The 12,296-nt window shown below is 64.2% G+C and carries 12 protein-coding genes; 1 reads left to right on the top strand and 11 read right to left on the bottom strand.

Annotated elements, in window-relative coordinates; translation table 11 throughout:
• Nucleotides 1-23: 23 nt before the first annotated feature.
• The 11 genes from ACLE20_RS02190 to ACLE20_RS02140 all read right to left on the bottom strand — a co-directional run bounded on the left by ACLE20_RS02190 (nt 24) and on the right by ACLE20_RS02140 (nt 10,372).
• Nucleotides 24-773 carry an SDR family oxidoreductase gene (locus ACLE20_RS02190; protein WP_410938606.1) on the bottom strand — a complete coding sequence of 250 codons (750 nt, stop codon included), beginning with the start codon at nt 771-773 and terminating at the stop codon, nt 24-26.
• A gap of 76 nt (nt 774-849) precedes the next feature.
• Nucleotides 850-1,773, bottom strand: a complete 924-nt coding sequence (locus ACLE20_RS02185) for a 3-hydroxyacyl-CoA dehydrogenase NAD-binding domain-containing protein (RefSeq protein ID WP_410938605.1) — start codon at nt 1,771-1,773, stop codon at nt 850-852.
• 13 nt (nt 1,774-1,786) lie between these two features.
• Entirely contained in the window at nt 1,787-2,641 is an 855-nt protein-coding gene (locus tag ACLE20_RS02180; RefSeq protein ID WP_410938604.1) for a hypothetical protein, read from the bottom strand.
• A 2-nt stretch (nt 2,642-2,643) separates the two neighbouring features.
• Entirely contained in the window at nt 2,644-2,967 is a 324-nt protein-coding gene (locus ACLE20_RS02175; protein WP_410938603.1) for an NIPSNAP family protein, read from the bottom strand.
• 74 nt (nt 2,968-3,041) lie between these two features.
• Nucleotides 3,042-4,352: an alpha/beta fold hydrolase gene (locus tag ACLE20_RS02170; RefSeq protein WP_410938602.1), complete on the bottom strand. Its 1,311-nt coding sequence runs from the start codon at nt 4,350-4,352 to the stop codon at nt 3,042-3,044.
• Nucleotides 4,353-4,363: 11 nt separating this feature from the next.
• Entirely contained in the window at nt 4,364-5,338 is a 975-nt protein-coding gene (locus tag ACLE20_RS02165) for an alpha-ketoacid dehydrogenase subunit beta (protein WP_410938601.1), read from the bottom strand.
• A 1-nt stretch (nt 5,339) separates the two neighbouring features.
• Entirely contained in the window at nt 5,340-6,314 is a 975-nt protein-coding gene (locus ACLE20_RS02160) for a thiamine pyrophosphate-dependent dehydrogenase E1 component subunit alpha (RefSeq protein WP_410938600.1), read from the bottom strand.
• A gap of 214 nt (nt 6,315-6,528) precedes the next feature.
• Nucleotides 6,529-8,256 (bottom strand): cobalamin-dependent protein, encoded by a 1,728-nt coding sequence (locus tag ACLE20_RS02155; RefSeq protein WP_410938599.1) that lies wholly within the window; start codon nt 8,254-8,256, stop codon nt 6,529-6,531.
• Entirely contained in the window at nt 8,246-9,049 is an 804-nt protein-coding gene (locus ACLE20_RS02150) for an alpha/beta fold hydrolase (protein WP_410938598.1), read from the bottom strand. Before ACLE20_RS02150 ends, ACLE20_RS02155 begins: the two co-directional genes overlap by 11 nt.
• Nucleotides 9,046-9,837: an aspartate dehydrogenase domain-containing protein gene (locus tag ACLE20_RS02145; protein WP_410938597.1), complete on the bottom strand. Its 792-nt coding sequence runs from the start codon at nt 9,835-9,837 to the stop codon at nt 9,046-9,048. The genes ACLE20_RS02150 and ACLE20_RS02145 overlap by 4 nt, the downstream gene beginning before the upstream one ends.
• Before the next feature lie 4 nt (nt 9,838-9,841).
• The gene (locus tag ACLE20_RS02140) at nt 9,842-10,372 is read right to left on the bottom strand and encodes a cupin domain-containing protein (RefSeq protein WP_410938596.1); all 531 of its coding nucleotides are present in this window, start codon (nt 10,370-10,372) and stop codon (nt 9,842-9,844) included.
• 161 nt (nt 10,373-10,533) lie between these two features.
• Here ACLE20_RS02140 and ACLE20_RS02135 point away from each other — a divergent pair, with 161 nt between their 5' ends.
• A complete protein-coding gene (locus ACLE20_RS02135) occupies nt 10,534-12,141 on the top strand; it encodes an FAD-dependent oxidoreductase (RefSeq protein WP_410938595.1) in 1,608 nt (535 codons plus the stop codon).
• Nucleotides 12,142-12,296 lie beyond the last annotated feature (155 nt).

The following is a 12,296-nucleotide window of genomic DNA, read 5'->3' as shown; positions in this document are numbered from 1 at the left end:
CTTGCCGCTCCGGAGTGGCACCGTCAGATGGCGGGTCCGTTCGGATAAACATGACCACCTGCGGCTTGCTCCGTTGGCGCGAGAATGAGTTCCGCCACATCGACATGATCCGGCAGCGTCAGCGCCGAACCGAGAGCGGCGGCGACATCCTCGGGCCGCAGCGGTCTCTGATGCGTATACATGCGTTCGCGCAGGTTCTCGCGATCGCCCTCGAAGGCCGAGAGGTAGAAATCCGTTTCGACCCGCCCGGGCGCGATCTCCGTTAGTCGGACACCGGTTCCGGCGAGATCGTAGCGCAGCACTCGGCCGGCCTGCGACAAAGCGGCCTTGGCCGCCGCATAGCTTGTCGTGCCGGGGAAGACGGCGCTGGCGGCCGTGCTCGTCAGGTTGACGATATGCCCACGCCGGCGACCGATCATGGCAGGGAGCAAAGCCTGGATCAGCTGCAAGGGAGCCGTCAGGTTAAGGGCGACGATCTCGGCTGTTTCCTCCGGCGTCTGCTGCCACAGCGGCTTGACGCTGGAGAGCCCGCCGGCATTGTTGACGAGAACGTCGATCTCTTCGCCGGCCAGCGAATGCATGATCCAGTCGACGGAGCGGACATCGCCGACAAGCGGCTTCAGCCGGGGACCGAGTTTGTCCGCAAGCGAGGCGAGGGCTGCCGCGTCTCTGGCAAGCGCATGGACGGTCATCCCCGCAGAGGTCAGGGCCGTGGCGATGGCCGCGCCAATGCCTCTGGAAGCTCCGGTGACGAGAGCGGTCTTGTAGCGCATCCACTTGCTCCTTTTTTTGCGACCGCGGCCGGACGCGGAGTTCCGACTTTTGTCTTTTCAGGGCGACGCAGGGCGGTCAGAGCGCGCCGCGCTCCGCAACCGTTTTCAACAGGGCGACCAGTCCGGCTTCGCGCGCCGCTCTCAGCTCGTCCTGGCTGCGCCCTCCAACGGCCGCTTTGGTGGATTCGACGACGGCATGGATCGTCTCGGCATCGAGCCGGGCATCGAGCAGCGTGTCCCAGATCGCCTCATAAGTCGGGCCATATTTTTTCAGGAAGTCGTCCATGCCGGACGCGTTCAGCTGGTTCGAAATGAATGCGCCTTGCAGGGTCCATTTCGCACCTGGCCCGTAGATGAAAGCCCGATCGACATCCTCGACACTCGCCACGCCATCGCGCACCAGCGCGATCGCCTCGCGCCACATCGCGCCCATCAGTCTGAGCGCCAGATGACCGGTCACCTCGCGATTGAGAGTCACAGGCTTTTTGCCGATGGCGTCATAGAGCGCGCGAGCGGTGGCAACCGCCTCGGGGGACGTGGCCTTGCCGCCGACGATTTCCACGAGGGGCATGAGATGGGCGGGATTGAAGGGATGGCCGAGCACGATCCGGCCGGGGATGCGGCAGTCGGCCTGCATGTCCGATACCAGGAGAGCGGATGACGAGGAGGCGATCACGACGTCGTCTGCGACGTGCTCTTCGATCTCTGCCAGCAGCTTTCGCTTCAAGCCAAGATCTTCCGGTCCGCTCTCCTGCACGAAGCCGACGCCATGGAGCGCGTCAGCGAGGGTCTTGAACAGGCGAATGCGTCCCGGCGCTGCCTGCGGCCCATGCAGCCCATCGAGATCCGCCATGAGGCTCGGCAGACTCTCCTGGAAAGCCACCTCCCGATCGCCGCCCGGATCGTAGGCCTGCACATCGTGCCCCGCATGGGCAAAGGCGGCCGCCCAGCGCTGACCGATAACCCCGAAGCCGACCAGGCCGATGCGAAGCGTGTTCATGCGATGTCCCTCTTCAGTCTAGGGCGGTGCGGAAGGCCTCGTTGAGGTCATTCCAGGGGATAAGCAGATCGATCCAAGCACCGGCCCGACCCGCGACCAGGATGGCTTCATCGATCAGATCCGAAAAGGAATGGGTCTCGTCCATCGCGGCCGCGAGACGAAAGAGCAAGGCCGGCGTCGTGTCCATATGGCAGAAATCGCGCAGCCGCGTCGCCGTCTTGTCGAGGGCGATGGCCGCCGACTGTCGCAACACGGTTTCATCGCGCGTGCCGATCGCGCCGCGAATCCACCAGAGTAGCTCGTGCAGCACGCGGGTTTCCGATTCCGCCATGAAGACCGGACCGACAGGATGCATGAGGGCCCTGGATCGGGTCAGCTGCCGGACATCCTGCGGCATGTCCGTCCACAGTATCTTGCGCGCGGTGACGAGATCGGCGGGCAGGGATGAGGATGGGCTCGGCGGCGTGTCGGCCATGCCCTCCTGTCGCAGAGCGCCGGCGAGAATTCGCCGCCCCTGTTGATTTTTGAGCACTGCCGCCAAGGCGGCGATGCTCTCGACCGGCGCATCGAGCTGACCCAGCACGGTAACATGGGCGGTCTCGGCCTGGAGCGGCGCGAAGGTGATTTCGAGAAACTGTCGTACCGGCCAGTAGAGGAAGGCGCCGGCCTTGGCGTCCAGCACATGGGTGGACCCCTCGACATCTTCCACGAATGGCGCATGCCAGAAGATATGGCTTCCGGCGATCTTCGGGGTATGGAGCTGCAGGTCCAGCGGCAGGGCGCGCAGCAGGGCGTTCCGCGTCCGCGGCGCGCCCTCCGTCAGCGTAATGGGCCAGCTTTGTCCTTCCGCGGTGAAAACGAGGTCCATGCTCATTGACCGGGGTTGAAGAAGGAGACCGGCTTGAGGATCTGATTGCGCATGTCGAGAAGGTAGTCCGTCTCGATCACTTTGCGCCGATAGGCCTGCCACTCCGGATCGGCCTCCATCCGGTCGCGGCGGGCTTCGCGATCGGCCAGGCTGTCATATTTCCAGAGATGCACGGTTCGGGAGAGATCACCGATATGGGTCTGGAAGAAGCCAAAGGGTTCGCCAAGATAGTGCCGCTGCATCGGCAGGCCGACCTCCTCGTAAAGGGAGAGAAAGTGCTGAAGCTGGTTCGGGCGGGCGGTGTAGGTGCGATGGTCGAAGATCATGCTCGGCTCCTAGCTTGTTGGACTGTGTCAGGGACAGCCGGCCCGCAAGGCGGGGCGGCGATGGAACGGGGCGGTTAACCGGCACTGAGCACGGTTTCCGCAATCAGCCGTGCAGCCAGCGCCGGGGCCTCGATCGGCGGAACATGGCCGACGCCATCGAGAAGGTGGAGCGCGGCAAAGCCGGGCGCGGCCATGGCGTGCGCTGCAGGAACCACCCGGTCTGCCTTGCCCCAGACCAGTCGCGTGGGAACAGTCAGTGCCGACAATGCGCTCTGGAGATTGAAGGCTTGCGTGCCGCCCGGGAAGAGCACGCTGGCCATCATCGCCAGCGTTGCGGCATTGCCGGTGCGCTGGAACTGGCGGAACGCGGCGGCGGCATAGCCGGCCGGCAGGCTCGATCTTTCTGCCACCATCACGCCGAGCCATTGATCGAGAGCCTCCGCGCTCGTCGCGCTGCTGAGACCGGAGATGAAGCCGCCATTGATTTCGGGCCCGAGCCCACCCGGCGCAAACAGTGTCACCGAGCGCACCGCGAGACAGCCGAGCGCGGAAAGAGACAGGGCCGCCGCGCCCCCCAGCGAATGGCCGACCAGATGGGCGCGCGAGACACGCATCGCCTCGAGCCGATCCGAGAGATCGAGCGCGATCGCTTCGATGCTCGTCACGGAGGTCGCCGCCTCGCTTCCATGGCCGGGAAGGTCGAGCGCGATGACCTCGCGCGCCGTCGAAAGGAGCGGAATGACCTGGCGCCACAAGCTTCGATCGGCTGCAAAGCCATGCAGCAGGACGATCGGATCCAGCGAGCGTGGCGGCCAAGCCGCTGGAACGGGCCCCGGAGGGGCGGTCTCGGCGTCCGTGCGTTCGTCGGCGGGGCCTGTCGCCGGAATTTCCTTCGCGGCCAGCGCTGCCGCGATATCGCGTTGCTTGATGCGTCCGTTCGGGCCGCTGCCGGCGATCGTGGCGAGGTCTAGTCGGGCGGCTTGCGCCAGCCGGCGGGCGAGCGGGCTCGCATTGATGCGCCCTGCCGAAACTTTGCCAAGTGCCGCATCTGCGGGCGATGGTTCCCGTCCTGCCACGTTCGGTAAGTCGACGCTCGCGGGGTCCGCTTTAGTGCGTACGAGTTTGCTTTCCGAGATGACGTCTGTGTCGGATAGCGTGCCCAATACGGCGCCAACCGGCGCTTCCTGTCCCTCGCCATACTGGATGGTGGCGAGAAAGCCGTCGCGTTCGGCCTCGATCTCGGTTGCGGCCTTGGCCGTCTCGACCGTCACGAGAAGATCGCCGGCCTTGATCCTGTCGCCAGGCCGCTTTGCCCAGCCGACGACAAGCACGCTTTCCATATATTCGCCGCCGGCGCTGTCGATGCTGATCGGGAAGGTCGCCATGCTCGCCTCGCTTATTTTAAAGTGGCAAGGGCTGCGGCACGGATCTTCTCCGCGCTCGGCAGCATCGCGTTTTCGAGCGGCTCGGAATAGGGGATCGGCATGTCCGGAAGCGTGACGCGGGCAACCGGGGCATCCAGCTCGTCGAAGGCATGGTCCATGATCGTCGCCGAAAGTTCGGCCGCATAGCCACAGAAGCGCCACCCCTCGTTCACCACCACCGCGTGATGCGTCTTCGCGATCGAGGTGACGATGGCGTCAATGTCCAATGGCCTGAGCGACCGCAGGTCGATCACCTCGGCGGAAATGCCGTCAGCTTCTAGAAGATCGGCGGCCTTGGTCGCCTCAACCACCATCTTCGATGTCGCAAAGAGCGAAATGTCCGTCCCGGCGCGCACGGTTGCGGCTCTGCCGAGTGGGACGATCACATCGCCATCGGGAACTTCGCCACGAAGATTGTAGAGGAGCTTATGCTCGAGGAAGACGACCGGCTGGTCGTCGCGGATCGCTGCTTTGAGCATGCCCTTGGCGTCGGCAGGCGTGGAGGGCGCTACGACCTTGATGCCTGGAATATGGGCCAGCATCGAATCCAGAGCCTTGGAATGCTGCGCGCCGGCCCCGGCGCCGCCGCCGCCCTGCGTTCGCAATACGAACGGCATCTTCACCTGGTCGTTCCAAATGTAGTTGTAGATGGATGCCTGGTTGACGAGCGCATCCAGCGTCAGCGGGATGAAGTCGGCATACATGATCTCGAGAATGGGGCGTGTACCCGTCATGGCTGCCGTCACGGCCATGGCCGTCATGGCCTGCTCGGAAATCGGCGTGTCGCGCACCCGCAACGCACCGAACTCCTCCATCAGCCCCTTGCTCACCTTAAAGACGCCGCCATATCGGCCGATGTCTTCCCCGAACAGGAAGACAGTAGGATCCGCTTGCATCTCTTCGCGCAGGGCGGCGTTCAACGCCTCGGCATATCGCATCATCGCCATGTCAATGTGCCTTGCTGGAATAGGGGTTGCAGGCCTCGTCGACTGCGAAGACCGGGTACGGATCGGCGAGAGCGGTGGCAAAGGCTGCATCGACTTCCGTCTTCGCTGCGGCCTCGAGCGCAGCAAGCTGCGCCTCGCCGATGTGGGCAAGAAGAGCGCGTCGTGAGATCGTCAGCGGGTCGCGCGCCTTCCAGGCAGCAATGACTTCAGGCTTCTGATAGCCGCCCATGTCGGAGGTGGAAAAGCCTTCGACGCGGTAGGTCTTGCACTCGACCATGCCTGGGCCTTCGCCACGCCGTGCCCGATCGACCATGTTGGCGACGGCACGGTAGACCGCGACAGCATCGTTTCCGTCGACGATCTCGGCCGGCATGCCATATCCGGCGGCGCGGATCGACAGATCGTCGACCGGCGATTGCACGTCCGTCGGGACTGTCAGTCCGAACTGGTTGTGCTCCAGCACGAAGATCATGGGCAGCTTCCAGAGGGCGGCCATGTTCATCGCCTCGTGACAGATGCCGGTCTGCGCCGCGCCATCGCCGAAGACGCACATGGCGACGTTCTTCTCGCCCTTGATCTGCATCGAGAGTGCCATGCCGGCGGCGGCCGGAATGCCGGCGCCGACAATGGCATTGCCGCCAATCACGCCTTTCTCGGCGTCAGCGACCAGCATATGCCCGGCCCGGCCCGCGCAAGCACCCGTGCTACGGCCGAAGATCTCCGCGACGACCGGATGCATGGCCATGCCTTTGCCAATGTAGACAGCGTGGCCGCGATGGGTGGTTGCGACCTTGTCGCCGGCTTCCAGAACGGCCGTCGCCGCGACGCCAACGGCCTCCTGGCCGTCACAGCGGTGGATGGGGCCGCGTGTCCGACCCTGCTTGTGAAGGGCGCCAAGTCCTTCCTCCAGATGCCGGACAAGCAGCATCTTGCGATAGATTTCGAGGTGTTCCTCGATGGACGGGGAGTTCTTCAAGGCGGCCTCCAATTGCATGAAGGGATTTAATACAAAAGTGTCGACACTTTGCAAGAGGTTCCCGCGAGGAAGGTGCATGAGATTCAGAAGCCCTTCTCGTTTGTCCAGGCGAAGGGCGTGCCCGGCAGGCTTGCGCGTCAGTCCGTCTGCCCCCTGCGCCGAAGGTGGCGGAAGGAGTGTTCATCGTCTCTCGAGACAGCGAACCCTCAGGCGGTCACTGCTCCCGGAGTGCTGAGAGCATTGCGTCCAGATCGCGACAGGGCCGGCATCCGAGCGCGGCAATCTCGCCGCTGACATCGACCGGCAGGCCGGAGTTGGACTCCTTGGGAATCTCGTTCAAGCGGCCGCCGATCAGCACCGGGATCGACAGGCCCCGCGCCGCCATCGCCTTGACCACCGAAGCGGCATAGGAAAGCGCCACACCATTATAGGTGCTGATCGCGATCGCATCAGCAGCGCACCTGGCCGCGTGGGCGACCAGCGTCTCGGGATCGACGGCAACGCCGGCATCCGCAACGGTCAGGCCGAGCCCTTCCAGTGCCTGCTCGACCAAATATTTTCCATGCTCATGCACATCCGTCGTGCCAATGCAGATCGTGAGAGGTCGGGCGACGGCAAGGGGTGTCTGAGCGGCAACCCACCGACTCGCCTTCTCGTTCAGTTCCCGCGCCCATTCAGCATGAATGACCGGCTTGCGGCCGCGCGTGCCGAGAGGGCCGGGGCCGAAGAGCGCCTCCATGCGCTTTGGTCCCATGCGACGAATGGCAAGCATCAGTGCCGCCGGATCGTTGGTTGCGACGCCGCGATCGGCAAGCCCCTCCAGTACGGCCGCGGCAAACCGCGTGCCGCCTTCGACCAGCACCTCCGCCATCGCCTCGATCCGGCTCCAGTCGAAGACCGTGTCGTAGTAGGGCGCATGCAGGGACAGGCGATGGGCGAAGGTCTGCGCGTCGATGATCTCATCCACATCCGGAATGCGCTGATTTTCGGTGACCGGCACGGGATTGACGGCATGGCCGGAAGGCCAGCGCCCGAGTGCCAGGATGTCGGCCGTGAGATAGCTCGCAAGGCTTGCATAATTGCCGGCCGAAGTGGACTGATAGGCGACCGTATTGCCGAAGATCATCGTGCCCGGCGCGTCATTGACCCTTACAAGAGCCGCGTGGAAGGCCGTGCGTGAGAGAGGATCGCTGAAGTGATGGCCGTAGCAATGCGAGATCTTCGCACCGATTAGCTCGTTGACGATGTGCTTTTCGATCATGACCATGCCGAGCGCACAGGCCATGTCGACGAAGAGCCCGGCAAAGCCATCGTCGAGATTTGAGTGGACGAGGACCTCCGCATCCTGCGCAGCGATGAGGCCAAGCGCGGTAACGGTCGCTTCGGTGGTCGCCACGTCGTCGTCCCAATAAGGCAGGCGAAAGGTGAAATACTGTCCGAGATTGCCTACCGCGGTGCAGCCGGCCGAAAGAGCCGCCCGCGTGTTCTCCACCGCGCCCGGCAGACCAAGCATGAAGTCGCCGAAATGGGCCGCTGCAGGTGCAGCATTGGTGATACGCGCGAAATCCTCCGGGCCGGAAAGCACGATACCAGTGCCGCGCGAGGCCTTGGCGCGCATTGCTTCCGGATAGCCCATCGACCAGTCGAGCGTAATGCCGAACCGATCGACCGTCACGCCTCCTTTTGCGCAGTCGCCATGCACGGTACGGATCGCTTCGATGGTGCGGTTCACATCGCGAAAGCCGATGTGGGCGTGCTGCATGATCCGCTTCTCTGCCGCCCCACGCCGCTTCCACGCCGCCTCGGAGGGCATGCCGGTTTCCTGGAGAAAGATATTCGAACCCACCTGCCAGTCGCGGGCCATGCTGCGACCCGCCGCAATCAGGTCGGCCCCGGGCGTCAGTCGTGGATCGATGAGGGACAGGCTCGGTTCAGCATCCATGGGAAAGACCTGCGATAAAGAAGCGCACCGCCTCCGCGAAGGCGGAAGGGTGGGTCAGCGGATGGAAGTGCGCTCCCGGCACCAGTCTGAAGCTGGCGCCCGAGATGGCCTCGGCCACGGCACGCGTGAGTGCAGGCGGCGTCAGTATATCATCCTCGGCCGCGATGACCTGCACGGCTTGCCGGATCCGGGGGAGTTGGGCCAGCCGATCATGATCGAGCAGCATGCGGATGCGCTTCGTCGCCACCGACAGCGGCGCCAGCGCCTGCGCCGCGCGGGAGACGGCGGCCTCCATTTGCAGCGCCTCTCGTTCGAGCGTGGACCCGTCATGGCAGAGAACATGGGTGAGCCGTTGATAGGACTCGACCTGTCCGGCCTCCAGCATGTCGGCGCGGACGGTGAAAAGGGTCTGGAAACGGGCATCCGCGCGCGCCCAGGAGCTGCTGATCGTGCCGCTGAGACAGAGTTCTGCGTAGTCGAGCAGCAGGTCCTGCACGATCGCCCCGCCGGTCGAATGGCCAATGACATGGGCCGGGCCGCCGGTGTCCGACAGGATCGCGGCCGCATCCCGCGCAATCTGCGGGATTGAATAGGTGGTCTCCGGCCGGTCGCTGCGCCCGGCACCGCGATGATCCATGACAACCAGCCGATGATCGGCCTGAAGATCTGCAATGACACCGGAAAAGAACCGCCCGTCGCCACCCAGCCCTGGGATCAGCAGCAGGCGCGGCCCGACCTTCCCGAATGTCTCGACATGGATGCGGCAGCCATCTTCGGCGGTGAACAGCCTCACGCTCCCATCTCCCGCTCCTGCAGCACGCGACGGACAGCCGCGGCCATACTCATCGCCGTGACGGCCGATGTTTGCGGATTGGTCGGCGCGGGTCGATTGCAGAGTGTGAACAAGGCGGTCCCAACTGTGCTGGAGACCGCGATCTCGTGCTGATTGCCAGTCGCAGCAGGGTCGGCGACTACGCGAACCGTCACAGGCGACGGATACGCGGCCAGCGCGATCGAAAAGGCGACATTCAGGTTTTTGGGGTAGAGCTGCGCCGCCTCCTGTGCCGTGCCCTGAAAAAGGGTGATCGCCTGTCCGGTCTCCCTTGCCTGCGCTGCGAGATCGCTGGAAAAGGCCACGGGTGGCTTGCGCGCCGTATAAACAATCTCCGCATCGGGCAGATGGCCGATCGCCGACAGATAGTCCAGTCCTCCGACGGCACCCGAAGGCAGGACAAGCGGGACGCGGGCAGCGCGCCGTGCAGAGTCTATGGCCGCGAAGGTGGCGGGATCGGCAAGGGCGCCGACCGATGCCATCACGACGGGGATGCCTGCCGCAAGCAGGGGTGGGAGGCAGGTTCGCACCGCATCGTGGCCGGCGGCCTCGACGACGAGATGGGGGCGGGACGCGATCAGTGCGCCGAGCGAATCGACCGCATGAATGCCCTCCGGCAGGTCGCGTGTGGCATTGCCGCGTCGCAGTACGCGCCAATCGATCTCGCCTGACGGGAAACAGGCAACGATGTCGCGGGCCATGGCCCCGAAGCCGATCAGACCAAGCGTGACGGGCACAACGCCTTTCATGGGATCAGCGATTGTTTACAGGGTCGAACTTATCAGTCAGGTCGGCACCGAACACGGTCTGACGCTCGATTTCCAGAACATTGTCCGGCCGCGGAAAATTCGAGGGCACCCGGTCGCCAGGCTTGCGCGGCTTGCCGATCAGTCGGAAGAAGTCCTCGAGGCCGTTCGGTACGATGAGCCAGACCCAGCGCAGCGTCGTTTCACCGTCGTTGATGAACATATGCCGCACGCCCTTTGGCAGGAAAACGGCGCTGTCGGGCTCCAACCTATGCTCCGTGCCGTCAATGACCGCTCGGCCATGGCCCTCGATCACGTAGACGGCTTCCTCATTGTGCTCATGTGTATGCTCGCGAACATACCCGCCCGGAGCCACAGACTGGGTGCCGAGCGCGAAGGGATGATCCATTTTTCCGACGAGATGCGGTGCAAGGGCCACATCGACATGGCCATTGGCCGGCACGGGTTGCCAGTAGCTTTCGCGCATGTCGGGTCCGGAGACGTGGGCAACTGCCGGGTCGGGGGCGAGGTCGGGCATGGTGGGATCCTCTGAGAAGTCGGTCGCTGCGCCGGGCAGCTCTCGAAAAGGAGTGTCGATGACCGAAAGCTACAACGCAAAAAGTGTCGACACAATAGTAGACAGATTGGAAGAGTGGCTTTTATAGTGAGGGGCAGGGTCACTTGCGAGGATTGGAGAGCATGATGGAGAGCTGCGATGTGCTGGTGATCGGCTCAGGCTCGGCGGCCTGCTCGGCGGCGCTTCGCCTGGCTCACGGGGGCTTGATGGTGCTCGTCATCGAGAAGAGCGAGTGGCTCGGCGGCACATCGGCCATGTCTGGGTCCGGCGTCTGGATCCCGGCCAACCATGTTGCCGCCGCTGCCGGCCTTTCGGACAGCCGGCAGGAAGCGATCGACTATCTGCGCGCCGTGGCACCGGATGGCTGGGCGGAGAAGGAAGACGAACGCTGGCGGTCCTTCGTCGATCATGCGCCGGACATGCTTCGGTTTCTCTCGGAAAAGACACCGCTGGATTTTCGCGTCATCGACGAACCCGATCCCTTCGCCGAAGCACCGGGCGGAAAGCTCGTCGGACGCATGGTTTCGCCGATGCCGCTCAGCCGCCGCCTGCTCGGCGCATTCGCTGGCAAGCTGCGTCGCTCCACGCTGCCGCACCTTTTCACTTATCATGAAGTGGTGAACCACGACATCTACCACCACCCGATCCGCGCCGGTTTGAAGCTTTGGCCCAAGCTCCTCAAGCGGTGGTTGACGAATTCGGGGGGGCAGGGGACGGCGCTGATGACCGGGCTCATTCGCGGTTGCCTCGACGCTGGGGTCACTTTTTGGCTGAACAGCCGCGCTGTCCGTCTCACCCGGGACGGCGACGACCGGATCATCGGGGCCGAGGTAGAACGCGACGGCAGGCCGATCGCGATTTCGGCCCTGCGTGGGGTCGTCATCGCGTCCGGTGGGTTCGAATGGGACGCCGAAATGCGCGCAAAGCATTTTCCCGGTCCCTTCGACCGTCTCGGAAGTCCGCGCAGCAATGAAGGCGATGGCCAGAGGCTGGCTGCGAGCGTGGGCGCCGAACTCGACCGCATGGATCAGGCGAATGTCTATCCCTGCCTGCCCACCCGCTATCAGAAACGCCCCCATGGCCTGCCCATGACCTTTCAGGCAGAGCCGCACTCCATCGTCGTCAACCGGAAGGGTCAGCGCTTCGTCAGCGAAAACGACTTCAATATCGGCGAGGCGCTGGATGCGCGCGACGAAAGCGGGCAGCCGATCCATCTGCCCTGTTACCTCGTCGCAGACCATCGCTTCCTCGGCACCTCGCTGCCGTTTCGCTGGTACGCCTCTTACGAGCCGGACTGGGTCAAGAAGGCCGAGACCATCCCGGAGCTCGCTGCCAAGCTCGGCTTGCCGCCCGAAGCCCTGCAGGCGAGTATCGACCGCTGGAACGGTTTTTGCGAAACCGGCCGAGACGTGGATTTCCGCCGCGGCGAGAGCGGCTGGGAGGACTACAAGGCGCATGGCCCGGAAAACCGCCTGAAGCCAATCGACAAGGCGCCGTTCATCGGCATGACGCTCAATCGTTCGATCCTCGGCACCAAAGGTGGCGCGCGCACAAATGCGAGGGGACAGGTGCTGCGATCGGACGGCTCGGTGATTGCCGGCCTCTACGCCGCCGGCCTCGCCATGGCCAACCCCTTCGGCACCCGCGCCGTTGGCGCCGGCACGACAATCGGTCCCAACATGACCTGGGGCTATGTGGCAGCCGAGACGATTTTGAGGCAGAATCGGTAGGCTGGTAGAGGGTGTCGCTCTAACCCGGCTCGAGGCTTTCCTATGGCAAGTCTTTCTGTATTCAGGCCCGAGGGTGCGGCAGCCGGTCGATCGAAGATCTTCGTCTTGAGCCGCTTCTGCGCCTGACGTTTCGGGGCCAGGCTGCGTCCGGCCAG

The organism is Rhizobium sp. YIM 134829 (assembly GCF_046546455.1).
The sequence above is the reverse complement of the archived record's forward strand: the minus strand, read 5'-3'. Positions and strand labels throughout refer to the sequence as shown.